Source organism: Streptomyces sp. NRRL F-2664 (assembly GCF_000719345.1).
Classification (GTDB): domain Bacteria; phylum Actinomycetota; class Actinomycetes; order Streptomycetales; family Streptomycetaceae; genus Streptomyces.
In genome coordinates, this window is the sequence record NZ_JOFX01000042.1 from 48,656 (window position 1) to 71,776 (window position 23,121).

General features: G+C 74.2%; 24 protein-coding genes and 1 other RNA gene. 13 read left to right on the forward strand and 12 right to left on the reverse strand.

Going from position 1 to position 23,121, the window contains the following annotated elements; all coding sequences use genetic code 11:
- Position 1 precedes the first annotated feature (1 nt).
- Both IF89_RS0128830 and IF89_RS0128835 read left to right on the forward strand, forming a co-directional pair.
- Positions 2-1,192 (forward strand): iron ABC transporter permease, encoded by a 1,191-nt coding sequence (locus IF89_RS0128830; RefSeq protein WP_107047376.1) that lies wholly within the window; start codon positions 2-4, stop codon positions 1,190-1,192.
- A 68-nt stretch (positions 1,193-1,260) separates the two neighbouring features.
- Positions 1,261-2,124: a heme ABC transporter ATP-binding protein gene (locus IF89_RS0128835; protein WP_030774284.1), complete on the forward strand. Its 864-nt coding sequence runs from the start codon at positions 1,261-1,263 to the stop codon at positions 2,122-2,124.
- A 121-nt stretch (positions 2,125-2,245) separates the two neighbouring features.
- Here IF89_RS0128835 and IF89_RS0128840 read toward each other — a convergent pair whose 3' ends face one another.
- Both IF89_RS0128840 and IF89_RS0128845 read right to left on the reverse strand, forming a co-directional pair.
- Positions 2,246-3,109, reverse strand: coding sequence for a PhzF family phenazine biosynthesis protein (locus IF89_RS0128840; RefSeq protein ID WP_030774287.1), 864 nt, complete (start codon positions 3,107-3,109; stop codon positions 2,246-2,248).
- Positions 3,110-3,211: 102 nt separating this feature from the next.
- Positions 3,212-3,973, reverse strand: coding sequence for an SDR family oxidoreductase (locus IF89_RS0128845; protein ID WP_030774290.1), 762 nt, complete (start codon positions 3,971-3,973; stop codon positions 3,212-3,214).
- Positions 3,974-4,082: 109 nt separating this feature from the next.
- Here IF89_RS0128845 and IF89_RS0128850 point away from each other — a divergent pair, with 109 nt between their 5' ends.
- Together IF89_RS0128850 and IF89_RS0128855 are read left to right on the forward strand one after the other, a co-directional pair.
- Positions 4,083-5,396, forward strand: coding sequence for a Bcr/CflA family multidrug efflux MFS transporter (locus tag IF89_RS0128850; protein ID WP_107047377.1), 1,314 nt, complete (start codon positions 4,083-4,085; stop codon positions 5,394-5,396).
- A 9-nt stretch (positions 5,397-5,405) separates the two neighbouring features.
- Positions 5,406-6,428, forward strand: coding sequence for a small ribosomal subunit Rsm22 family protein (locus IF89_RS0128855; protein WP_030774296.1), 1,023 nt, complete (start codon positions 5,406-5,408; stop codon positions 6,426-6,428).
- Between the two features lie 37 nt (positions 6,429-6,465).
- Here the strand turns inward: IF89_RS0128855 and ddaH are convergent, their stop codons facing one another.
- Entirely contained in the window at positions 6,466-7,350 is an 885-nt protein-coding gene (gene ddaH, locus IF89_RS0128860) for a dimethylargininase (RefSeq protein ID WP_420706976.1), read from the reverse strand.
- Positions 7,351-7,426: 76 nt separating this feature from the next.
- On the opposite strand from ddaH, the gene IF89_RS0128865 reads away from it, so the two are divergent.
- Both IF89_RS0128865 and IF89_RS0128870 read left to right on the forward strand, forming a co-directional pair.
- Positions 7,427-8,074 (forward strand): TetR/AcrR family transcriptional regulator, encoded by a 648-nt coding sequence (locus IF89_RS0128865; protein WP_051807769.1) that lies wholly within the window; start codon positions 7,427-7,429, stop codon positions 8,072-8,074.
- Between the two features lie 134 nt (positions 8,075-8,208).
- Positions 8,209-8,958 (forward strand): bifunctional DNA primase/polymerase, encoded by a 750-nt coding sequence (locus IF89_RS0128870; RefSeq protein WP_030774305.1) that lies wholly within the window; start codon positions 8,209-8,211, stop codon positions 8,956-8,958.
- Between the two features lie 72 nt (positions 8,959-9,030).
- Here the strand turns inward: IF89_RS0128870 and yaaA are convergent, their stop codons facing one another.
- The 3 genes from yaaA to IF89_RS0128885 all read right to left on the reverse strand — a co-directional run bounded on the left by yaaA (position 9,031) and on the right by IF89_RS0128885 (position 11,569).
- On the reverse strand, positions 9,031-9,834 hold the full coding sequence (gene yaaA / locus IF89_RS0128875) for a peroxide stress protein YaaA (protein ID WP_030774308.1): 804 nt from the start codon (positions 9,832-9,834) through the stop codon (positions 9,031-9,033).
- Positions 9,835-10,007: 173 nt separating this feature from the next.
- On the reverse strand, positions 10,008-10,838 hold the full coding sequence (locus tag IF89_RS0128880) for a hypothetical protein (protein ID WP_030774312.1): 831 nt from the start codon (positions 10,836-10,838) through the stop codon (positions 10,008-10,010).
- Positions 10,835-11,569 carry a MerR family transcriptional regulator gene (locus IF89_RS0128885; RefSeq protein WP_030774314.1) on the reverse strand — a complete coding sequence of 245 codons (735 nt, stop codon included), beginning with the start codon at positions 11,567-11,569 and terminating at the stop codon, positions 10,835-10,837. Before IF89_RS0128885 ends, IF89_RS0128880 begins: the two co-directional genes overlap by 4 nt.
- Before the next feature lie 77 nt (positions 11,570-11,646).
- Here IF89_RS0128885 and rnpB point away from each other — a divergent pair.
- Positions 11,647-12,048, forward strand: an RNA gene (rnpB, locus tag IF89_RS41055) — RNase P RNA component class A.
- Positions 12,049-12,486: 438 nt separating this feature from the next.
- On the forward strand, positions 12,487-13,002 hold the full coding sequence (locus IF89_RS0128895) for an NUDIX hydrolase (RefSeq protein ID WP_030774320.1): 516 nt from the start codon (positions 12,487-12,489) through the stop codon (positions 13,000-13,002).
- Positions 13,003-13,567: 565 nt separating this feature from the next.
- Here the strand turns inward: IF89_RS0128895 and IF89_RS0128900 are convergent.
- From IF89_RS0128900 to IF89_RS0128910, 3 genes are read right to left on the reverse strand one after another with little or no spacing between them, the layout of a single operon-like run.
- A complete protein-coding gene (locus IF89_RS0128900; RefSeq protein WP_030774322.1) occupies positions 13,568-15,013 on the reverse strand; it encodes a bifunctional RNase H/acid phosphatase in 1,446 nt (481 codons plus the stop codon).
- Positions 15,013-15,756: a zinc ribbon domain-containing protein gene (locus IF89_RS0128905; protein WP_030774323.1), complete on the reverse strand. Its 744-nt coding sequence runs from the start codon at positions 15,754-15,756 to the stop codon at positions 15,013-15,015. The genes IF89_RS0128900 and IF89_RS0128905 overlap by 1 nt, the downstream gene beginning before the upstream one ends.
- Positions 15,753-16,610 (reverse strand): Nif3-like dinuclear metal center hexameric protein, encoded by an 858-nt coding sequence (locus IF89_RS0128910; protein ID WP_030774326.1) that lies wholly within the window; start codon positions 16,608-16,610, stop codon positions 15,753-15,755. The genes IF89_RS0128905 and IF89_RS0128910 overlap by 4 nt, the downstream gene beginning before the upstream one ends.
- 224 nt (positions 16,611-16,834) lie before the next feature.
- On the opposite strand from IF89_RS0128910, the gene IF89_RS0128915 reads away from it, so the two are divergent.
- Positions 16,835-17,932: a hypothetical protein gene (locus IF89_RS0128915; protein ID WP_030774330.1), complete on the forward strand. Its 1,098-nt coding sequence runs from the start codon at positions 16,835-16,837 to the stop codon at positions 17,930-17,932.
- 17 nt (positions 17,933-17,949) lie between these two features.
- Here the strand turns inward: IF89_RS0128915 and IF89_RS0128920 are convergent, their stop codons facing one another.
- From IF89_RS0128920 to IF89_RS0128930, 3 genes are all read right to left on the reverse strand, one after another.
- Positions 17,950-18,891: a 3-oxoacyl-ACP reductase gene (locus tag IF89_RS0128920; protein WP_030774333.1), complete on the reverse strand. Its 942-nt coding sequence runs from the start codon at positions 18,889-18,891 to the stop codon at positions 17,950-17,952.
- A gap of 79 nt (positions 18,892-18,970) precedes the next feature.
- Positions 18,971-20,047 carry a Zn-dependent alcohol dehydrogenase gene (locus tag IF89_RS0128925; RefSeq protein ID WP_030774336.1) on the reverse strand — a complete coding sequence of 359 codons (1,077 nt, stop codon included), beginning with the start codon at positions 20,045-20,047 and terminating at the stop codon, positions 18,971-18,973.
- Between the two features lie 37 nt (positions 20,048-20,084).
- Entirely contained in the window at positions 20,085-20,939 is an 855-nt protein-coding gene (locus IF89_RS0128930; protein WP_030774338.1) for a MaoC/PaaZ C-terminal domain-containing protein, read from the reverse strand.
- A 217-nt stretch (positions 20,940-21,156) separates the two neighbouring features.
- On the opposite strand from IF89_RS0128930, the gene IF89_RS0128935 reads away from it, so the two are divergent.
- The 4 genes from IF89_RS0128935 to IF89_RS0128955 all read left to right on the forward strand — a co-directional run bounded on the left by IF89_RS0128935 (position 21,157) and on the right by IF89_RS0128955 (position 23,056).
- Positions 21,157-21,510 carry a DNA-binding response regulator gene (locus IF89_RS0128935; RefSeq protein ID WP_234327902.1) on the forward strand — a complete coding sequence of 118 codons (354 nt, stop codon included), beginning with the start codon at positions 21,157-21,159 and terminating at the stop codon, positions 21,508-21,510.
- Between the two features lie 162 nt (positions 21,511-21,672).
- A complete protein-coding gene (locus IF89_RS0128945; RefSeq protein WP_030774343.1) occupies positions 21,673-22,224 on the forward strand; it encodes an RNA polymerase sigma factor in 552 nt (183 codons plus the stop codon).
- Positions 22,225-22,303: 79 nt separating this feature from the next.
- The gene (locus IF89_RS38390; RefSeq protein WP_420706977.1) at positions 22,304-22,561 is read left to right on the forward strand and encodes a hypothetical protein; all 258 of its coding nucleotides are present in this window, start codon (positions 22,304-22,306) and stop codon (positions 22,559-22,561) included.
- Between the two features lie 9 nt (positions 22,562-22,570).
- On the forward strand, positions 22,571-23,056 hold the full coding sequence (locus tag IF89_RS0128955; protein WP_030774350.1) for a hypothetical protein: 486 nt from the start codon (positions 22,571-22,573) through the stop codon (positions 23,054-23,056).
- The last annotated feature ends 65 nt before the right edge of the window (positions 23,057-23,121 follow it).

The window sequence follows — 23,121 nt, forward strand, 5'->3', positions numbered from 1 at the left end:
GGTGGCCCTCCCGTACGGCTCCGCCGCGGACCGCGGGGTCCCGGCGGGCACCACCACCGCGCCGAGCGAACCCGCCGCGCCGGGGAGCGCGGCCGAACCCGCCGCGCCGGGGAGGGGGCCGGGGCGATCCCCGAAGGGCGCCGCGTCCGGCGCGGGCGTGCGCCGCGGCCGCAGACCCCTCTGGCTCGCCCTCGCCCTCCTCGCTTGCCTGCTCCTCCTCGCCCTGTTCTCCGCCGGCACCGGCGCCTACGGCATCCCCCTCGCCGACGTACTCGCCTCCGCCCAGCACCGCCTGGGCGTCGGCGGGGCACCGCTCGACCGCGTCGGCGAGAGCGTGCTGTGGAACGTACGCCTCCCCCGTGTCGTGCTGGCCCTGCTCGTCGGCGCGAGCCTGGGCTGCGCGGGCGCCCTCATGCAGGGCGTCTTCGGCAACCCGCTCGCCGAGCCCGGCGTCATCGGCATCTCGGCGGGCGCCGCCGTCGGCGCCGTCGCCGCCATCGGCCTCGGCCTCAGCTTCTTCGGCAACTGGACCATCACCGTCTGCGCGTTCGTCGCCGGCCTCGTCACCGTCAGCGCCGTCTACCTGCTCTCCCGCAACGGCGGGAGGACCGAGGTCGTCACCCTCATCCTCACCGGCATCGCCGTCAACGCCTTCGCCGGCGCCCTCATCGGCCTGTTCGTGTTCTTCGCCGACAGCGGCCAGGTCAACCAGATCACCTTCTGGCAGCTGGGCTCCCTCGCCCAGGCCACCTGGCCCAAGGTGCTCGCGGTCCTCCCCTGCGCCGTCGCCGGCCTCGCCATCGCCCCCTTCTACGCCCGCCGGCTCGACCTCCTCTCCCTCGGCGAACGACCCGCCCGCCACCTCGGCATCGACGTCGAACGGCTGCGGCTCGCCCTCATCCTGGTCGTCGCGCTGCTGACCGCGGCCGCGGTGGCCGTCGCCGGCGTCATCACCTTCATCGGCCTGCTCGTCCCGCACCTGCTGCGCATGGCCAACGGCCCCGGCCACCGCTTCCTGGTCCCCGGCAGCGCCCTCGCCGGCGCCGTGGTGCTGGTCGCGGGCGACCTCGCCGCCCGGACCCTCGCCCAGCCCGCCGAACTCCCCCTCGGCGTCCTGACCGCCCTGATCGGCAGCCCCTTCTTCTTCTGGCTGCTGCGTCGCACCCGCCGCAAGCAAGGAGGCTGGGCGTGAGCCGCACACCCCCCGCCCGGACACCCCCGACCGGTACGGCGGCCACGACCGTCACCCGGCCCGGCCCGCTGGCCCGCCTCCTCTCCCGGGGCCGCCGCACCGTCCCGCCCCGCCCGGCGCCCGGCGCGGCCCTCGCCGAGGCCGCGGACCTGCACGTCCGGCTGGGGCAGCGCGACGTGCTCGCCGGCATCGACCTGACCGCCCGGGCCGGAGAGGTGCTCGCCCTGGTCGGCCCCAACGGCGCGGGCAAGTCCACCCTCCTCGGCGCACTCGCCGGCGACCTGCCGGCCGCCTCCGGCGAAGTCCGCATCGACGGCCGCCCGGTGGGCGACTGGAGCGCTCCCGAGCTGGCGCTGCGCCGCTCGGTCCTGCCCCAGTCGGCCGCGCTGTCCTTCCCCTTCCCGGTCGAGGACGTCGTACGGATGGGCCGCGCGCCCTGGGCCGGCACGCCCTTCGCCGAGGCGGACGAGGAGGCCGTGGCCACCGCGATGGCCGCTGCCGAGGTGACCGCGTTCGCCGCGCGTCCCTTCTCGGCGCTCTCGGGCGGCGAGCGGGCCCGGGTCGCGCTGGCCCGCGTCCTCGCCCAGCGGGCCCCGCTGCTGCTGCTCGACGAGCCGACCGCCGCACTCGACCTGCGCCACCAGGAACTCGTGCTGCGGATCTGCCGTGAGCGGGCCGCGGCCGGTGACGCGGTCGTCGTCGTCCTGCACGACCTGGGGCTGGCCGCCGCCTACGCCGACCGGACCGCCGTCCTGCACGACGGGCGGATCGCCGCGGACGGCCCGCCCGCCGAGGTGTTCCGCGACACCCTCCTCAGCCGGGTGTACCGCCAACCCGTCGAGGTGGTCCCGCACCCGCGCACGGGCGCCCCGCTGGTGGTCCCCGTACGGGCCGCGCAACGCCCTGGCCTGCCGGACGGTCCCCCTGCCTGACCCGGCAGCTCGTGCCCCGGGGCGGAGCCGGGCCAGGCCTGTGCCTCCGGGTCGGCGATCCGGACGGCCGGCGCGGCGGGCACCTCCGCCTCGGGGAGGCCGAGGACCGGCAGACCCGCGTTCATGCGATGCGGACCGCCGTACCGCCCACACGGACGCGGGGGTCGCCGTCGCGCAGTTCCACCGTGAGCACGCCCGGACGGCCCATGTCCGCGCCCTGGTGGAGGGTCAGCACCGCGTCTCGCGGGACCAGGCCCAGCTCCCGGGCGTATGCGCCGAAGGCGGCCGCGGCGGCGCCGGTCGCCGGGTCCTCGACGACACCGCCGACCGGGAACGGGTCGCGTACGTGGAACTCCGCCGGGCCCGTACGGTGCACCAGTTGCAGGGTGGTGAGGTCCAGGCGCCGCATCAGCGCCTCCAGGCGGGCGAAGTCGTAGGCCAGGTCCGCGAGCCGCGCGCGGGTGGCGGCGCCGAGCACCAGGTGGCGGGCTCCGGCGTAGGCGATCCGCGGCGGGAACGCCGGGTCGAGGTCGGCCTGCGGCCAGTCCAGCGCGGCGAGGGCCTCCGCGAGGTCGGCGGCGGTGATCTCCTCGGTGTGCGGCTCGACGCTGGTCAGCGTCGCCCGCAGCAGGCCGTCCTCGGCGGTGACGGACACCGGCACGGTTCCCGCCCGGGTGGCGAGGAGCAGTTCGCCGGTCCCGATCCGCTCCGCCAGCGCGACGGCCGTGGCGATGGTGGCGTGGCCGCAGAAGGGGACCTCCGCCTTCGGGCTGAAGTAGCGCACGGTGAAGGCCCGGCCGTCCCGGCCGCCCGGCCCCGCGGGCGGGCCGGTGAGGAAGGCCGTCTCGCTGTAGCCCAGTCCGGCGGCGATCTCCAGCATCGCGTCGTCGTCCAGGCCGGAGGCGTCGAGCACGACCCCGGCGGGGTTGCCGCCGTTCGGGTCGCCGGAGAAGGCCGTGTAGCGCAGTACCTCGGTGTCGGTCATGCGGTCATGATCGGCGCCCGCCCCGCGCGGTGGCAACGCAACATCCGCGCCGAGAGCACGCACCGGACACCGCGGGCGCCGCACAGGACCTTCGCAACACCCCTAACCGCGGCCGATGTACGGCATGGACGTGGCCATCACCGTCGCGAACTGCACGTTCGCCTCCAGCGGCAGCTCGGCCATGTGCAGGACCGTGCGGGCCACGTCGGCGGCGTCCATGACCGGTTCGACGGCGAGCTGTCCGTTGGCCTGGAGGATGCCGGTCTGCATCCGCTCGGTCATCTCGGTCGCCGCGTTGCCGATGTCGATCTGGCCGCAGGCGATCCGGTACGGCCTCCCGTCCAGCGACAGGGACTTCGTCAGGCCGGTCACGGCGTGCTTGGTCGCGGTGTAGGCGATCGAGTGCGGGCGGGGCACGTGGGCGGAGAGGGAGCCGTTGTTGATGATGCGGCCGCCCTGCGGGTCCTGCGCCTTCATCAGCCGGAAGGCGGCCTGTGCGCAGAGGAAGGCGCCGGTCAGGTTGACGTCGACGACAGAGCGCCAGGCCTCGTGGGTGATGTCCTCCAGCGGCACCCCGCCCGGGCCGAAGGTGCCCGCGTTGTTGAAGAGCAGGTCGAGGCGGCCGTACCGGGCGCGCGTTGACTCGAACAGCCCAGTCACGTCCTCCGGGTCGCTGACGTCGGCCCGGACGCACAGCACGTCGGCGTCCGGCCCGGCCGCCGCGGCGGTCTCCTCCAGCGGTTCGGCCCGGCGGCCCGCCACGGCCACGGCCCAGCCAGCGGCGGCCAGGGCCAGCGCCACGGAGCGGCCGATTCCGCTGCCTGCGCCGGTCACGACGGCGATCTTCTTCGTACGTTCGTCCATGGGGCCGCAGGGTACGTCACACCGCGCTGCGGACCCGGGACGTTCCGATTGCTGAGAGCATGGGGCGGTCAGGGGTGCATAAGAGCAGATGAGAAGACTGGAGTCCCGTATGACGGAGAGAGGCCCCGCGACGGCACCCTCGCACGACTCGTCGTCCGCATCGCCCTCCGCCCCCACCGCCGCGCCCCTGAGGGCAGCACGCCGCACGGGCCTGCTCGTCACCTTCATACTCGGCGGGCTGACCGCCCTCCCCCCGCTGTCCATGGACATGTACCTGCCGGCGCTGCCGCAGGTCACCGACGTCCTGAACAGCCCCGCGGCGACGATCCAGCTGACCCTCACCGCCTGCCTCGCCGGCATGGCCCTCGGCCAGCTCGTCATCGGCCCCATGAGCGACCGGTGGGGCCGCCGCCGGCCGCTGCTCGCCGGCATGGTCGTCTACGTCCTCGCCACCGCGCTCTGCGCGCTCGCCCCGACCGCCGAGCTGCTGATCTCCTTCCGGCTGCTCCAGGGGCTGGCCGGGTCGGCCGGCGTCGTCATCGCGCGTGCCGTCGTCCGCGACTTGTACGACGGCGACGAGATGGCCCGCTTCTTCTCCACCCTGATGCTCATCTCCGGGGCCGCTCCGATCGTCGCGCCGCTCATCGGCGGCCAGGTGCTGCGCTTCGCCGACTGGCGGGGCGTCTTCGTCGTCCTGACCGCCGTCGGCACGCTCCTCACCCTGCTGGTGTGGCGCGGCCTCGGCGAGACCCTGCCGCCCGAGCGCCGGCACACCGGCGGCGTCGGCTCCGCCCTGCGGACCATGCGCGGGCTCCTCGGCGACCGGGTCTTCACCGGCTACACCCTGACCGGCGGCTTCGCCTTCGCCGCGCTCTTCTCCTACATCTCCGCCTCGCCCTTCGTGGTGCAGGAGATCTACGGGGCCTCGCCGCAGACCTTCTCCCTGCTCTTCGGCCTGAACTCCGTCGGCCTGATCCTCGTCGGCCAGATCAACGGCAAGCTGCTGGTGGGCCGGGTCAGCCTGGACAAGGTGCTGGCCGTCGGGCTGGCGGTCGTCACGGCCGCCACGGTGTCCCTGCTGCTGATGGCGACGGGCGTCTTCGGCGAGGTCGGGCTGGTCCCGATCGCCACCGCGCTGTTCGTCCTGATGTCGGCGATGGGCATCGTGCTGCCGAACACCAACGCACAGGCGCTGATGCGGACCCCGCACGCGGCCGGATCGGCATCCGCGCTGCTCGGCACCTGCTCGTTCCTGGTCGGCGCGATCGCCTCGCCGCTGGTGGGCATCGCGGGCGAGGACACGGCCGTGCCGATGGCGCTGGTGCAGCTGGTGTGCGCGGTGCTGTCGGCGAGCTGCTTCCTCGCCCTGTGCCGGCCGTGGCAGCAGGCCCGCGAGGCCGGGGCGCCTTCGACTGCGGCGTAAACTTCGCAGGTGAACGCCTCCGCCCCCACCACCGCCGAGACCCTCCGCAGCGCGCTCGGCGGGCTGCTCGACGGGCTGCCGCCCAAGCAGGCCTCGGCCGCCGTCGAACGGCTCATCGCCAACTACCGGGGGCGGACCCCCACCGACGCGCCGGTCCTGCGCGACCGCTCCGACGTCGCGGCGTACGCGGCCTACCGCATGCCGGCCACCTTCGAAGCGGTGCGGGCCGCTCTGGACGGCCTCGCCGAGGCGGCGCCCGACTGGGCTCCGGGCTCGCACGTGGACGTGGGCGGCGGCACCGGCGCCGCGACCTGGGCGGTCGACGCCACCTGGGACGGCCCGCGGCGGACCACCGTACTGGACTGGGCCGAGCCGGCGCTGGCCCTGGGCCGACAGCTGGCGGCGGCCTCCGGTTCGCCGGTGCTGAGCGGCGCCGAGTGGCGGCGGGCCGTCATCGGCGCGGGCCTGGCGATCCCCGAGGCCGACCTGGTGACGGTGTCGTACGTACTCGGCGAGCTGACCGAGCAGGCCCGCACGGCCGTCGTCGCCGAGGCGGCGCGCGCCGGCCGGGCGGTGGTGCTGATCGAGCCGGGCACGCCGGAGGGGTACCTGCGCATCCGGGAGGCCCGCGACCAGCTGATCGCGGCCGGGCTGCGGGTCGCCGCCCCGTGCCCGCACGACGGGACGTGCCCGATCGAGGTCGGCCAGGACTGGTGCCACTTCTCGGCGCGGGTCAGCCGCTCCTCCCTGCACCGGCAGGTCAAGGGCGGCTCGCTGCCCTACGAGGACGAGAAGTTCAGCTACGTCGCCGCGACGCGCTTCCCGGTGGAGCCGGCCGCCTCGCGGATCATCCGCAAGCCGCAGATCCGCAAGGGGCTGGTCCTGCTGGAGCTGTGCGGCCCCGAGGAGGGCGACGGCGCGGGCCTGACCCGGGTCAACGTGACCAAGCGCCACGGCGGCCTGTACAAGGCCGCGCGGGACGCCGACTGGGGCCGGGCCTGGCCGCCGCCCCCGGCGGACCGGGAGGATTAGACCGCCCCGGCGGGCCGGCGGGCCCGCCGCCGGCGGTCTACGACCGCAGCTCCTGGGTGCAGCACTTGACGCTGCCGCCGCCCTTGAGCAGTTCGCCGAGGTCCATCGGAACCGGTTCGAAGCCCCGGTCCCGCAGCGGGCCGAACAGCCCGGCGGCCGCCTGCGGGAGCAGTACGTGCCGGCCGTCGGACACCGCGTTCAGTCCGAGGGCGGCCGCGTCCCGGCCGTCGGCGATGAGCGCGTCGGGGAAGAGGCGGCGGAGCACGCGCCGGCTCCCGGGCGAGAAGGCGTCCGGGTAGTACATGACCTCGTCGCCGTCGAGGACGCTGAGCGCGGTGTCCAGGTGGTAGTAGCGGGGGTCCACCAGGTCGAGCCCGATGACGGGGCGGCCGAAGAACTCCTGCGCCTCGGCGTGCGAGAGCGGGCTGGAGCGGAAGCCGCGCCCGGCGAGGACGAAGCTCGCGGTGACGGCGAAGTCGCCCTCGCCCTCGTTGACGTGGGCGGGCTCGTGGACGTCCTGGTAGCCGTGCCCGCGGAACCAGTCGAGGTGGATCCGGGCCTCGGGGCCCCGTTCGGGGTGGGCGAACCGGGCTCCGAGGACCCGGCCGTCGATCACCAGCGCCCCGTTCGCCGCGAACACCATGTCGGGCAGGGCGGGATCCGGTACGAGGGTCTCGACGGTGTGGCCCAGGGACACGTACCGGTCCCTGAGGTCTTCCCACTGTGCCTGGGCGAGGGGCAGGTCCACCGGTTTCGTGGGATCCATCCACGGGTTGATGGAGTACGTGACCTTGAAGTGTGCGGGTGGGCACATCAGATAGCGCCGGGGTGTGGCGTCTCTGCGCAAAGAAGGCTCCTCACGACTTTCACGACTCGGGACGAGTGCTGGAGAGAATCGTCCCTCCTGGACGGGGGACGGCACAGTGGACCGATGGGGTGGTTTACGAAAACGACGGAAGAAGGAGAGACGAGACGTCTCGCTTTGATAGGTTCGCGGTATGACCAAGACCCCTGACGCCACGCGCCGCAGCGACCGCTCCCGGCGCGCCATCCTCGACGCCGCGCTCGCCCTGGTCGGGGAGGTCGGCTACAACAAGCTGACGATCGAGGCCATCGCCGCCCGCGCGGGCGTCGGCAAGCAGACCATCTACCGCTGGTGGCCCTCCAAGGCCGCCGTCCTCCTGGAAGCCTCCCTCGCCCTCGCCGGGGACGCGGAGACCGCCGCCGAGTGGACCGGCTTCCCCGACACCGGCGACCTCGCCGCGGACCTCAAGCACGTCCTGAGGGCGACGGTCGACGAGTTCAACGACGAGAAGTACGAGGCCCCCGCACGCGCCCTGACGGCGGCCGGCGCCACCGACCCCGAGCTCGGCGCGCGTTTCACCGAGGAGCTGCTGGAGCCGCAGCTCGCCCTGTACGAGGCCCGGTTGCGCACCGCCCGCGAAGCCGGTCAGCTCGCACCCGACGCCGACCTGCGGCTGACGGTGGAGATGCTCCTCGGTCCCCTGACGTACCGCTGGCTGCTGCGCACCGCCCCCCTGACGCACGCCTACACCGACGCGCTCGTGGACCGCGTACTCGGCGGGGTGGCAAACGTCACCGCACGTCCACCGCACGACAACCCGCGTTCACCAGGGAATGTTTGACCCGATTCTGGGGGTATGTAGGGGTTGGCGCTCACCCATCCCCGGCCCCCCGCTCGTCGAGAGCGGTCACCCGGGGCGCAGGATGGTGGGACCATGTGAAGGTCTGCCGGGGCAACGGTGAGGTGAGGGGATAGATGGGGTCTGAGTCCGGCCGCGTCAAACGCGGCGAGCAGAGCAGGATCTCCCAGTGGCTGCGCCGGCGGCAGAAGCCCACCGCCGAGGACCCCGCCCGGGAGCGCGAAGCGCTCCTCCTGGCTGCCGCAGCCGCCGGTCTGCCGCTCGCCCCCGCCGCCCATCCCGCCGGTTACCGATGTTCGTGCGACCGCATCGGATGTCCGACCCCGGCCCGACATCCCGTCTCCTTCGCCTGGCAGACGCAGTCGACCACCGACCGCGCGCAGATCGAGCGGTGGGCGCGCAACGAGCCCCAGGCCAACTTCATCACCGCGACCGGCATGGTCCACGACGTGCTCGACGTCCCGTTGGAAGCCGGCGCCGCCGCCCTCGCGCGGCTCCTGGAGGCCGGCGTCAAGGTCGGCCCCGTCGCCGAATCGGGCGGCATCGGCGACCAGGCCCGGATGCTCTTCTTCACCGCCACCCGCGGCACCCCCGAGGACGAGGACGAATGGTGGCCGTGCGCGCTGGACTGCCACCCCGAGACGATGGCCGAACACCCCGGGCTGCGCTGGCACTGCCGCGGCAGCTACGTCCTGGTCCCCCCGGCGGCCCTCCCCGGTGACCGGGCGGTCGCCTGGGTCCGCGGCACGGAACACCCCCTCCCGGACCCGCTCACCCTCCTGGAAGCCCTGACCGACGCCTGCGCCGCGTACGCGGACACCTCCGACCGCACCCCGGCCACGGTGGCCTGGCCGCTGGGCCGTTGAGGCACGGGGCGCCGGGGGCGGCGCCCCTTCCCCGGCCCCGGGCCGCCGGTACCGCGCGCCGGTGACGGCCCGTCAGTGGTGGATCTGTGTCACGACCACGTCGAGGGACCACGCCCGGCCCGCCTTCGCGGGGGCTTCGGCCTCGACGACGTGGCCCAGGTCCCGCAGGGCCGTCACCAGCTCCGCCGGCGATGCGGGCACGGCCCCGGCCAGCAGCAGGTCCCGGACGAGCCGGCCCTTCGTCGCCTTGTTGAAGTGGCTCACCACGGACCGCTTCTCCACGCCGTCGACCACCTGCGAGTGCAGCACCCGCACGGTCGCGGTCCGGCCCGCGACCTCCCCCTTCGGCTTCCACGCCGTCGCGTACGCCGCCGAACGGAGGTCCAGCACCAGCCCGTCCCCGGCCGCAGCGGGCAGCACCTCGGCCATGGGAGCGCGCCAGTACGCGCCGAGGGCCCCCAGACCGGGCAGCTTGACGCCCATCGAGCAGCGGTACGAGGGGATGCGGTCGGTGATCCGCACCGCGCCCCACAGTCCCGAGAAGACCAGGAGTGCGTCCTCGGCGGTCGCCCGCGCCGCCGCGGGCAGGTCGGCCAGGCCCAGCGCGTCGTAGAGCACGCCGGTGTAGATCTCCCCCGCCGGGCGGGCCGCGGCCGAGCGCAGCCCCGCGTTCTTGGCGACCTCGCCCCGCAGGCCCTCGCTCAGGCCCAGCACCTCACGGGCCTTCAGCTCGTCGCCCGCGCACAGCTCGACCAGCTCCTCCAGTACCGCCGCCCTGGCCTGCGCCAGCCCGGGCAGCGACAGCTCCTGCGGCTCCAGCGGTGCGCCGGAGCCTCCGGCGGCCTTTCCCTCGGAGGGCGGCAGCAGCACGAGCACGGTGGTTCTCCTTCAGTACGACACGGCGCGGGGGATGCGGCCCCCCGGCCAGCCTAGGGCGTGTCCTAGGGGTCACCGGACCAGGGAGCCCCGCGAGCCCGGCATGCTCCGAAAGACACGCCCTGGACGCCCGCCGGGATGGGCCGCCCGTCCGGTCGACCGCAGCAGGACGCTCACGCCGGCCGGCGCAGGGCGCCGACCAGGGCGTGGGGATCGTCGGCGTGGAAGCGGACCGTGCGGGCCGTCGCCCTCGCGCCCAGCGGACGGGTGAAGGCGAGCGGACGGTGCAGTTCCAGGGTCACGGTGGTCTGGCTGCCGACGACGAGGTCGAGCACCCCCTCCTCGGAGACGGTGACCAGCCGCCCCTGGGGGTAGCGCCGGTCCACCCGGACCGAGGCCACCGCGTCCGGCGGGACGGCGAGGTCGAAGAGGGCCCCGTAGCGGATCCGCAGCGACCCGTCGGCGCCGACCACGTGCGGCCGGGTGACGCAGGCGGCGTGCAGGCCGAGCAGCAGCACGATCCCGTACACGTCCAGCACGAGCACCACCCGGTGCACCGCCGGCCAGGGGATGAGCAGGGCCAGCGCGAAGGTCTCGACCACCGACACGAAGACCATCCCGTACATCATGGCCGTCTGCGGTCCGGTGTACGCGGCGGCGAGGTCGCCGGGGCGCACCCCGTGCTTGCGCCGCAGGACCCACCGGCCGAGGGAGGCGCCGGCCAGCAGCTCGTGCCGCAGCAGCCGCCGTACCTGCACCGGGACCACGGCCGCGACCGCCGTCCGCAGGGCAGCTCCGGGTGCTTCGCCGGCCGCCCGGGCTGCGGTGTACAGCCCGCGCAGCACCCACGCCTCCAGTACGAGCACCCCGCACACCACGGCCTCCGCGGCGGCCAGGACCGGCGCGGGCAGCCGCAGCCCGGCCGCCGCGCACACCACGAGCGCCAGCTCCGCCGGCAGCACCGCGGCCCCCGCCAGCCGGGCCGACCGCACCGCGCCCGTCATCCCCGCCCCCTCTCGACGAACGCCTCCATGACCCGGCGCACCACTTCCGCCTGCGCGGGCGCGTACTCGGCGAGCAGCGCCTCCTTGAACCCGGGCACGACCACCCCGTCCCGGGGGATCACGGCGAACACCTCCTCCGGGACCGCGGCCACCAGCTCGGCCGCCAGGCCCGGGATCCGCGGGTCGTCCACGGGGGCGTCGGCGAGTTCGTCCAGCCGCTCGTACAGGGCGAGCACCCCCGGGTCGGCGGCGACCGTCCCCAGGGCGGCGTAGACCTCCTGACCGCCCGCGCCCGAGACGTCGAGGAGCGTCAGGTGTTCGCGGTCCTTCGCCGCGGCCGGGGACGCCGTCCGCGGCGCCTTCGCCAGCAGGTCGGCGAGAGCGGGCGAGAGCGGCTCCCCCTCCCCCGGCCCGGCGGCCAGCAGCACTGCGAGCCGCCGCCGGCGCTCCTTGATCGCGGCCTCCTGCCGGGCGAGGTCGGCGTCCAGCTCCGCCAGTACGTCGGCCAGGTCCCGCCCGGCGTCGTCGGCGAGGACGTCACGGACCTCGTCCAGGCTGAGCCCCAGCTCGGTGAGGCGGCGTACACGGGCCAGCAGGACGGCGTCCCGGACGGTGTAGGCCCGGTATCCGTTGGGGCGCCGCTCCGGTTCCGGAAGCAGCCCGACATGGTGGTAGTGCCGGATCGCGCGGGTGGTGACCCCGACGACCGCGGCGATCTCTCCGATCCGCATGCCCCCAGTAGAAACCCTGCCGTTGCGGCAAGGTCAAGCGGCGACGGCACAGCCGGTACCATGGTCGCCACGGCAGACGAGTCGGCCGGGCGGCCGCGTCGGGATCCCCGGATCCCGCCGAGGAACGTCCGGGCTCCACAGGGCAGGGTGGTGGGTAACGCCCACCCGGGGTGACCCGCGGGACAGTGCCACAGAAAACAGACCGCCGGGGGCTTCGGCCTCCGGTAAGGGTGAAACGGTGGTGTAAGAGACCACCAGCGCCTGGGGTGACCCAGGCGGCTAGGTAAACCCCACCTGGAGCAAGGTCAAGAGGACCCGTCCCCGGACGGGTCTGCGCGAACGCTTGAGGGCTGCCCGCCCGAGTTCGCGGGTGGACCGCACGAGGCCGGCGGCAACGTCGGTCCTAGATGGATGGCCGTCTCCCCGGCGACCGCGAGGTCACCGGGTGACAGAACCCGGCGTACAGGCCGGCTCGTCTGCCCCTTTCCACTCCCGTTCGGGGGTGGCGGTCCGGTGGTGGTGCTGCGGCGCTCCCCGGACGCTGCGCCTCGACCGCCGGCCAGGTTGCATCTGGTACGGGCGGAGGCTTCCCCTTCCCGCCTGTCGCTGCCGCCACGGTGACTTCGGCCCTCGATCGCATCATCGACCTGCTCTCCCCCGACACCGGTCGACTGCTCGCCGCAACCATGGACGGGGAACTCGCAGGTTGGCTCAACGTCCGTCGCGACCCGTTCAGGCTGATCTCACACTGGGGCACCGTCCACCATGTTCAGACCCGCGGCCGGTGGCCTGGCGCCCTCCGGCTCGCCGCAGGTGACGACCGCGACGAAATCCTCATGATCCTCGCTCCACTCTGATCCGCGCGCTTACTGATCGTTTCAGAACGACGTCTCATCCACCGAAGGAGAAGCCCCTCAGTGACCTCCGCCGAACCTTTCACCCGCATCAAGATCCGCGTCGCCGCGGCCCTGTTCAACGGCGACGAGATCGCCCTCATCCACCGCATCAAGAACGGCCAGGACCAATACACCCTCCCAGGTGGCAACGTCCAACCCGGGGAACGGATCCATCAGGCCCTCGCACGCGAACTCGACGAAGAACTGGGCTTGGACCTCTCAGAATCGAGTTGTGTCCCGCGACTGACCTGGATCCGGGACGCCATGGTGGCCCGACCCGGAAGCACCCCGCCCCGCAAACTCCACCTCGTCTTCCGCCTCCACATCGTCGATGTCACCCGTGCTCGCCTGCGTACCGTCGAGCACGATGACACCGCCGGAGCCGGCCACCTCATCTGGATCCACTACAAGGACACGGCCGACAAGGCTCTGTTCCCACCAGTCCCGCTCGCCGAGCTGGCTACTCCCACAGTGCCGCTCGATGCCGCCCGGGCCTTCCTGCCGACCCTGGACGACACCAACTACCACTGGATCTGACCACCGTGAACCACGACTGATACGGGCGCAGCCTTTTCCTGAAACCACCGCTTGGGGCGGGAGCTCTGGTTGGCGGGGCACAGGTCTGCCGGCTCCCCTGTGTTTGCGCTGCTTGGTGGTCTGGTTGTGGGCCCACCGGCTCGGCTCGACCTTGCTGCGGCCGCTCCGAGTTCGCAGGATCGGCCACCGCATCGGCTTCTTGATCCGACAGCAAGCGAGAGCGCGCTTCCTGCGTGGCCTCCTTCCAGGCGCTGGTCAGCGTGCGTCGGGAGGTGTTGTGCTGGAATGCCACACTGCGGCGGGCGATCCGGACGCAGCGGAGGTAGGAGAGCCGGTCCGTGTCCAGGGCGGGGCTGCTCGCGGCGGCGGCGTGCGCGAACCGGCGGATGGCCTGGTGGACTGCGAGCAGGGCCCACAGCTCTTGCCGCACGGCCTCGGGTGTCCGCGACCGTAGCGGTCGGGACCGCCCGGCGACGCCGCCGCGGGCGCGGCGGCCGCCCGCGCGGCCCTTGGCCGGGGCAGGGCCCCGGCACACCGGCCCGCACCCCGCCCAGCCCCGCCAGGGTTAGCGCAGGTGCGCCGTGTCGTTCAGGAGGCGGACCGAGGCGTTGCCGTCCGCGTAGTAGGCCACCGCCGAGAGGGAGGCCGCCGACAGCTCCATGCGGAACAGCGACTCCGGCGGCGCGCCCAGCGCCAGGCGCACCAGGATCTTGACCGGCGTCACGTGGGTGACCAGCAGGACCGTGCGGCCCGCGTGCTCGGCCAGCAGCCGGTCGCGGGTCGCCGCGATCCGCCGGGTGGCGGCCGCGAAGCTCTCCCCGCCCCCGGTGGGGGCGGCTTTCGGGGAGTCCAGCCAGGCCTGGAGGTCGTCCGGGAAGCGGTCCCGCACCTCGGCGAAGGTCAGGCCCTCCCACGCGCCGAAGTCCACCTCGCGCAGGCCCTGTTCGACCGTCACGCCGAGGCCGAGGCGGTCGGCGACCGCCTGCGCGGTCTCGCGGCAGCGCAGCAGCGGGGAGCTGACGACCGCCTGGACGGTACCGCGGGCGGCGAGCGCCTCGGCGACGGCCGCCGCCTGCCGGCGGCCGGCCGGGGACAGCTCGGGGTCGCTCCCGCCGCTCCCGGAGAACCGCTTCTGCGGGGTGAGCGCCGTCTCGCCGTGCCGCAGCAGTACGAAGGTGGCCGGCGGCCCCATGTCGGGACCCCAGCCCTGCCCGCCCGCGGGCGCGCTGCCCGTCGTCGCGTGGGCGTCCAGGTCGGACGCCGGCGCCGCCGCGGGGATCTGCGCGTCCGTGCCGGGACCGGGCTCGGCGAAGAGGATGTCGGCCCCTGCCCGGGCGGGCGCCGGTGCGGTGGCCGCGCGGCCGGGACCGGCCGGTGCGGAGGCCGCGCCCACCGACGCCGTACCGGTGCGGGCCGCGGTCGCGGCCGCGTCGCCGGCGATGCCCCGGGCCGCCGCGGTGTCGGGGCCGGACCGGGCGGCGGCCAGGGCCGCGCGGGCGGCCGCCGCGCCCGCGGCGGCGTCGCCGGGCGGTCCCGAGGGGGCCGCCGGGACCGACGGCGTCGCGAGGGCCGCCGAGGAGGCCGACGGCTCCCACTGCCCGCCGCGCCTGCCCGCGTCCATCGCCTCGTTGGCGAGCCGGTCGGCGTGCTTGTTCCGCTCGCGCGGGATCCACTCGTACGTCACCTGCGCGCGCGGCAGGATCCGCGCGGCCTCGGCCGCGAGCGGCTTCATGTCCGGGTGCTTGATCTTCCAGCGGCCCGACATCTGCTCGACGACGAGCTTGGAGTCCATCCGCACCAGGACCACCGCGTCGGGCGCGAGGTCGCGGGCGGCCGTGAGGCCTGCGATCAGACCTTTGTACTCGGCCACGTTGTTCGTCGCGACGCCGATGTACGCGGCGCGCTCGGCCAGCGTCTCGCCCGAGGCCGGGTCGAGGACGACGGCGCCGTAGCCGGCCGGCCCCGGGTTGCCCCGGGACCCGCCGTCCGCCTCCACGACGAAACGCGGCATCAGATGCCCGAGTCGGCCGTACGGACCAGGATGCGGCCGCAGTTCTCGTGCCGGACGACCTGGTCGCGGGCCGCGGCCTTGATCTCGTTGACCTCGGCCATGTCGAGCTCCAGCCGGCAGCCCTCGCAGCGGCGCTGGTAGAGGCGTGCGGCGCCGACCCCGCCCTGCTTGACGCGGATCTTCTCGTACAGCGCCATCAGGTCGGCCGGCATCGAGGTGACGATCACCTCGCGGTCCTTGGTGACCTTCGCGACCTCGGTGTCGATCTCGGTAGTGGCCGCGTCGCGGCGGGCGGTGGCGTCCGCCACCTTGGCCTCCAGGGCGGAGACGCGCTCGGTCAGCTCGGAGACGCGCTCCTGCGCCGCCTCCAGGCGCTCCATGACCTCCAGGACCACGTCCTCCAGGTCGCCCTGGCGCTTGGCGAGGGAGACGACCTCGCTCTGCAGGTTCGCCAGGTCCCGGGCCGAGATGCCCACGCCGGAGTCGAGCCGCTGCTGGTCGCGGACCGCACGCTGGCGCACCTGGTCGACGTCCTGCTCCGCCTTGGTCTGCTCGCGGGCCGTGTCGCTCGCCTGGGTCTGGGCGGCGACCAGCAGGTCGCGCTGCTGCGCCAGGTCCTTGGTGAGCGTGTCGAGCTCGGCGTGCTCGGGCAGCGACTTGCGCTTGTGGGCGAGCTGAGACAGCCGGACGTCCAGCGCCTGGACATCGAGAAGTCGGATCTGGTCGGCGGGCTCGGCGTTCAGTTGGGGGCTCCAGAGGTAGAAGGGGAGGGTACGGACGGCGCGTGCACCGTCCACGGGTCGGTGACCGTGCGCGAGACGTGGGTGCGCAGACCCCAGCCGTGGCGCTCGGAGATCGCGTCGAGCTGCGCGGCCGCCTGCTCGCACCAGGGCCACTCGGTGGCCCAGTGGGCGGCGTCGACGAGGGCCAGCGGGCTCTGCTCGCGGGCCTCGGACACCGGGTGGTGGCGCAGGTCGGCGGTCACGAAGGCGTCGACGCCGGCGGCGCGGACCTCGGCGAAGAGGCTGTCGCCGGAGCCGCCGCTGACGGCGACCCGCCGGATCATCGCGTCCGGGTCGCCGGCGACGCGGATGCCCTGGGCGGTCGGCGGCAGCCAGGCCGCGCAGCGGGCGGCGAACTCCCGCAGGGTCTCGGGACGGTCCAGTTCGCAGATCCTGCCGAGGCCGCGGCGTCCGTCCGGGTCGCTGGGGTCCGGCACCAGCGGGCCGGTGATCCGCAGGTCCAGGGCGCCGGCGAGGGCGTCGGAGACGCCGGGGTCGGCGGTGTCGGCGTTGGTGTGGGCGACGTGCAGCGCGATGTCGTTCTTGATGAGCGTGTGCACGACGCGGCCCTTGAAGGTGCCGGCCTCGACCGTGGTGGTGCCCCGCAGGTAGAGGGGGTGGTGGGTGACGATCAGGTCGGCGCCCAGGTCCACGGCTTCGTCGGCGATCTCCTGGACGGGGTCGACGGCGAAGAGGACCCGGCCGACCTCGGCGTCGGGGTCGCCGCACACGGTTCCGACCGCGTCCCACTGCTCGGCCCGCGAGGGGGGCCAGAGAGCGTCCAGCGCGGCGATGACTTCAGAGAGACGGGGCACGGGCCAAGGCTACCGTCCGTGGCGGCCGGTCCGGTCAGCAGCGGTACCTGCGAAGCGGCCCGGAGCCCGCCCGCCGGGCCTGTCTTTCGATGCCTCGCAGCACAACCGCACCGCGCATCACAGACGAATCGCCGCCCGGACACCCTTACGTGTGAAGCCGCCTTGGTCGTGTTGTTCGGCAGGAATCCCGAAAACTAGCTTCCTCACCGGAGGTGACGGCCCGGATGACTGTCTGTGCCATCGAGATGACGACCACGGCCCCGTTCACGATCTCCGCGGACGGGTCGTACGCCGCCCGGCTCGCCGGGGAGGGCGAGGCGCGCTACGCGGAACGCTGGACCCTCGCCGGTCCCGAGCCGTACGCGGTACCCCTGCCCCTCGCCCAGCCCGAGGAGGCGGACAGTGAGCTCCTCCCCCTGACCGACGGGCGCGTGCTGATCCACCGCCGCGTCGCGGACCGGCACGCCTTCGCCCTGCTGTACCCGACGGGCGCCGCGGCCGGGCCGCGCACGGGAGAGCTGCAGCTGGGCGGCGTGGACGCGCAGGAGGGCGTACGGGTCTTCCTGCTGCCGCCGGCCCCGGACGGCATCGGTGCCTTCGCCGTGGCCGCGTCGGACACCGTGACCACGCTGTGGCAGGTGGCGGGGTCCGCCTTCGGGCCGCAGCGCGTGGCCCGGATCCCGGGGCGCTGCTCCGGCGGGGTGTGGCTGGACCGCACGGGCCGGCTGCTGGCCCTGGACCGCGAGCTGGAGGGGACCGCGAAGGCCGTCACGGTGGACCTCGGCGGCGACGGCAGGGTCACCCCGCTGCTGCAGATCACGGAGGACAGCGACGACCGCCTGCTGCTGGCCGACCCGGACAGCGGACTGCTGCTGATCCGCTCCGACGCCCCGGGCGAACCGCGGCTGGGCTGGGGCGTCCTCGGCAGTTCGCGCCCGGTCCGCTTCCCCGAGTGCCTGCGGCGGGGGGACGCCGTGCCCTTCGCCGTCCAGCCGGGCCAGGCCCTGATGCCGGAGACCTGCGGGGTGGCGCTGCGGCTGCCCGAGGGGGACATCGGCCTGTGGCGCCCGGCCGACCGGCACGTCTTTCGGATGACCGCCCCGGCGGGCTGGCTCGGCGGCGCGGGCCTGTTCAGCCCGCAGGGCCGTCTGCACCTGCCGTACGCGACACCGGAGGTGCCCTGCGGGATCCTCGGGACGGCGCTTCCCGCCTCTCCCCCGCCGCCGGTCCGGGTGGACGTGCCGGTCCGGTCGGCGGCCCCGCCGGCCCCGCCCTCGGCGCGCCCGATCCCGCTCCAGCAGGCGCCGCTGCCGGGCCGGTAGGGCCAGCCCCCCACGGTTCAGCCGTGCTTCAGGCCCAGGACCTCGGGGGCGGCGAAGGTCTCGTTCGCCGGTCGGGCTTCGTAGTGCGGGGTGAGGACCGCGTCGAGCTCCTCGTAGGAGAAGGCCTCCTTGCCCGTGTCGAACTTGGCGGCGACCTTGGGGCGTTCCATGACGACCACGATGCCGCCGTGGACGACGAAGAGCTGCCCGTTGGCCCGGGCGGAGGCGGGTGAGGCCAGGTAGCCGACGAGCGGGGCGACGTGCTCGGGGGCGAGGGCGTCCAGCCTGCCGTCCTCGGGGACCTCGAAGCCGGCGAAGACGTCCTCCGTCATCCGGGTGCGGGCGCGCGGGCAGATGGCGTTGGCCGTCACCCCGTACTTGGCCAGGGCGAGGGCGGTCGAGGTCGTGAGGCCCACGATGCCGCCCTTGGCGGCGGCGTAGTTCGGCTGCCCGGCCGAGCCGCCGAGGAAGGCTTCGGAGGAGGTGTTGACGATCCGGCCGTAGACCGGGCCGCCTGCGGCCTTGGACCGTTCGCGCCAGTGGGCGGATGCGAAGCGGGTGGTGTTGAAGTGACCCTTGAGGTGGACGCGGATCACCGAGTCCCATTCCTCCTCCGACATCGAGAAGACCATCCGGTCGCGCAGGATGCCCGCGTTGTTGACCAGGACGTCGAGCTTGCCGTAGGTGCCCACCGCCAGCTCGACCAGCTCGCCGGCCTGCTCGAAGTCGGCGACGTCGCCGAGGTGCGCGACGGCCTGCCCGCCGGCCGCGCGGATCTCCTGCGCCACTTCCTGCGCCGGGGCGGCCGAGGCCTCGCCCGAGCCGTCCCGGCCGGGCCGGCCGAGGTCGTTGACGACCACGCTCGCGCCCAGCCGCGCGAGCTCGATCGCCTCGGCCCGGCCGAGACCGCGGCCGGCGCCCGTGACGATGGCGCTGAGCCCCTCAAGTGGGAGTGACATCGGTGGCGTTCCTCTCGGATCAGGTCGGAGCAGGTCGGATCAGGTCGGAGCCGTTGGGGGCGCGGGTGCCGGGGGAGCGTCAGAGTTCGATGCAGGTGCGCAGGGCGACGCCCGTGCGCATCTGGTCGAGGGCGTCATTGACCTCGGCCAGGCTCACCCGGTGCGTGATCAGGTTCGCCAGGTCGATACGGCCGGCCCGCCACAGCGCGATGGTGCGCTCGTAGGAGCGGAGCACGTCGCCGCCTCCGTACATCGAGGGCAGGATCTTCTTCTCGTCGAAGAACAGCGAGAACATGTTGACCTGGAAGTTGTCGTCGAGGGCGCCCGCACCGACCACGACGACGGAGCCGCCGCGCCGCGTCATCTCGTACGCCTTCTGCGCGGTCGCGGACGTGCCGACGACCTCGAAGACGTAGTCGAAGCCCTCTCCGGCGGTGATCCGGTTCTTGGCGTCGGCGAACTCCTCCGGGGAGACCGCCTCGGTGGCCCCGAAGCGCAGGGCCGCCTCGCGGCGGGACTCGACCGGGTCCACGGCGATGATCTGGGCCGCGCCCTGCACCTTGGCGCCCTGGATGACGGAGATGCCGACGCCGCCGCAGCCGATGACGGCCACGGACGATCCGGCCTGCACCTCGGCGGTGTTGACGGCCGCTCCGAGGCCGGTGGTGACGCCGCAGCCGATCAGTGCCGCGATGTCGAAGGGAAGGTCGTCGGGGATCGGGACGGCGCAGGCGGCCGGGACGACCATCTCCTCGGAGAAGGTGCCGGTGCCGGCGAAGCCGAAGACGTCGCCGTCGCCCCGCTTGAAGTTGGGGGTGGCGACGTTCCCGAAGGCCTCCAGGCACAGGTGGCCCTGGCCGCGCCTGCAGGACGGACAGTGGCCGCACGGCGGGAGCCAGCAGACGAGGACGCGGTCTCCGACCGCGTGGCCGGTGACGCCGTCGCCGACGTCGGTGATCACTCCGGAGCCCTCGTGGCCGGGCACGAAGGGGGCGGGCTGCGGCAGGACGCCGCTCATCGCGGACAGGTCCGAGTGGCACAGGCCGGTGGCCCTGATGCGGATCCTCACCTTGCCGGGGCCGAAGCCCACGGCCTGCATGTCGTCGACGACTTCCAGCTTGTCCTGGCCGATCTCGCTCTGCAGTGCTGCGCGCACGGTGCGGCTCCTGTCGGTGCTGTCGGGGGGCGGAGTGTTAGGAGTGGTCGACGACGGTGTCGGCGAGGACCGGCGCGTCGTCGCGTTCGACGGCGGTCACCGACACCAGGACGCGGCCGGGCTCCTGCCACATCCGGATGCGCAGCGTCTCGCCCGGGAAGACGATCCCGGCGAAGCGCGTGCGGTAGGCGCGGACCCGGGAGACGTCCCCGCCCAGGGCCGTGTCGACGACGGCCTTGAGGGTCATCCCGTACGAGCACAGGCCGTGCAGGATCGGCTTGTCGAAGCCGGCGAGCTTGGCGAACTCGGGGTCGGCGTGGAGCGGGTTCCAGTCGCCGGAGAGGCGGTAGAGGAGCGCCTGGTCCTCGCGGACGGGCCGTTCCTCGACCCGGTCGGGGTTGCGGGCGGGCAGCTCCTCCCTGACGGAGGGGCCGCGCTCGCCGCCGAAGCCGCCCTCGCCCCGTACGAAGATCTGCGCATCGCTGGTCCACAGGGGGCCGTCGGCGTCGGCGACCTCGGAGCGCAGCACGATGACGGCCGCCTTGCCCTTGTCGTAGACGGCGGCGACCTTGGAGCTGGAGGTGGCGCGCCCCTGGACGGGGATGGGCCGGTGCAGCTCGATGGAGTGGCCGCCGTGCAGGACGTGGGCGAGGTCGACCTCGATGCCGGGCTGGCCGAGGCCGCCGAGCATGGCCATGCCGGCGCCGGCGACGGTCGCGAAGCTGGGCAGGACGTGCAGCTTGGATTCGAGGGTGTAGCGCAGCTCGTCCGGGTCGTTCGCCGGCAGACCGGCGCCGAGGCCGAGGTGGTAGAGCTGGATGTCCTTGTGGTCCCAGCCGATGTCCCCCCGGCGGGGGTCTGCGGCGAGGGCCCTGGCGGCATCGATCGGCATGAGGATGCGGCTCCCTGTCGTCGGTCGAGCGGGAAAATCGCTGCCCTGGAAGACCTCGGCGCGGTCGTCCGCACCGTCGGCCGCACCGAGGTCGTATGGGGGACGGCCGGTTCTAGAACGCGTTCTAGGCTCGGCCGGTGAGGGAATGTATAACGCACGCCCCCGCACTTGGGAAGACTCATGACTGCCCGTCAGATAGGCTGGGCGGGTGGACGAAATGCCCGTGGAACACCGCCAGGCCCGCTCCCTGCGGGTGCTGCTGGACCCGCACAGTCCGGCCCTCGCGCTGCAGCTCGGCCTCCAGCCGGACATCGAGGTCGTACGGGACCCGATGGCCCGTCCGGCGGTGGCGCTGGTGGAGGACCTGGCGGCGGTGACGGCCCTGCTGGAGGACGAACCGGAGTGCCGGGTCCTCGTCCTGACGGGCTCGGCGCACCCGGGCCTGCGGGAGGCTGCCCTCGCCGCCGGCGCGGCGGGGCTGGTGCTGCGGGACGGCCCGGTCGAGGATCTGGCGGACGCCGTCCGCCGCGCCTCGACGGGCGAGACGGTGGTCGATCCGGCCCTGGGGTGAATCCTTTCGGGGGACCCGCGCCTCTTGTGTACGTTGCCGACACCGAGGTGGGTCGGCACCTGAACCGGAGGTTTCGCATGACCACTGTTCTCGTCGTCGCCGGCGCGGCCGTCCTGCTCTGCGCGTGCACCGTCGCCGTCCTGCGCCGCCGGGGCCGGGCCCGTGGCTGAGCGGACGGACTGGCCGGGCGAGTCCCTGGTCGCCGCGGCGCAGGCCGGCGACCTCGATTCGCTCACGGCCCTGGTCGCCGGGGCGCACCCGAACGTACGGCGCTTCGCGTACTCCCTGTGCGCGTCGCGTGAGGACGCCGAGGACGCGGCCCAGGAGGCGCTGATCATCCTGTACCGCAGGATCGGGATGCTCAGGGCGTCCGGGGCGCTGGCGTCGTGGATGTTCCGCATCGTCCGCAACGAGTGCCTGCGGCGGGCCCGGCTGGTGCCGAGGGAGCGGGCGCCGCTGCCGGACTCGGCCGTCCTGTCGGCGGAGGACGAGGTGCTGCGGCGCCTGGAGGCGGGGCGGGTGGCGGAGGCCATCGCCGCGCTGCCGGCGGACCAGCGGCGGGTCCTGATCATGCGGGACGTGCAGGGGCACAGCGGGCGGGCGACCGCCGACGCGCTGGGCCTCGGCACGGCCGCGATGAAGTCGCGCCTCCACCGGGCGCGTGCCGCGCTCCGACTCACCCTGGGAGACACCCGTGCCGCTGCCCACCACTGACACCGAGGCCCCGGCGTCCGTGCCCGGGGGCGGATCGGGCCCCCCACCCCGCTCCGGATCGAGCTTCGCGAGTGCGTCCGTGCCGCGGCACCTGGCGCGGGGCGCGGTGGGCTTCGGCTCCCTGATCGCGGCCTTCGCCCTCGTCCCGGTCTTCGGCCCGGCCACCCTGCTCCTCGCCCCGGTCGGTGTGGTCGCGCTGCGCGGCTGCCCGATGTGCTGGGCGATCGGCCTGGCCGAGACCGTCTCCCGGGGCCGGCTCCGAAGGCAGTGCGCGAACGGCAGCTGCGAACTCACGTCGGCGGGAGGGCGGTCCGGCGGCGGGAACGGGATTTCGTAGGCTGGCCCGATGGGCCTCCTCGACCGACTGACCGGCACCCGGCACCCCGAGCCCGGTACGCCGGTACGCTCCGCCGCGGAGCTCCGGGCCGCGCTGCTCGCGCTCGACGGCCCGGACGCTCCGTTCGTCCTGCGGGAAGGCACCGCGAGGGAAGGCGCCCACCTGGTGGCGGTGTGGCGGATCCCGCCGGGCCCCTGGCACCCCGAGCGCGGCCATACGCTGCTGCGCCTGGACGCCGGGGCCCGCGACGTCCGCACCCTGGACGAGCAGTGGGAGCGCCTGGAGAGCGGGGAGAGGTCCTTCGACGGCTCGGGGTGGAAGCACACCCGTGGGCCGGTCAACTCCACCTCCAGGCAGTGGAGGTTCGGGCGGGACGCCGAAGGCCGGCGGCGCCTGGTACCGGAGTCCGGCTTCAGCTCCGCGGCGGTGAAGGCGCCGCTGCGCGAAGCGGTGCTGGCCGCGGGCTGGACCTGGCGCGGTGTCTTCCGGCTGTGATCGCCGGCTGCCGGATCCGGCCCCCGTCGGCGGCCGCCGGGGCGGCGCCCCCGGTCACGGGTCCG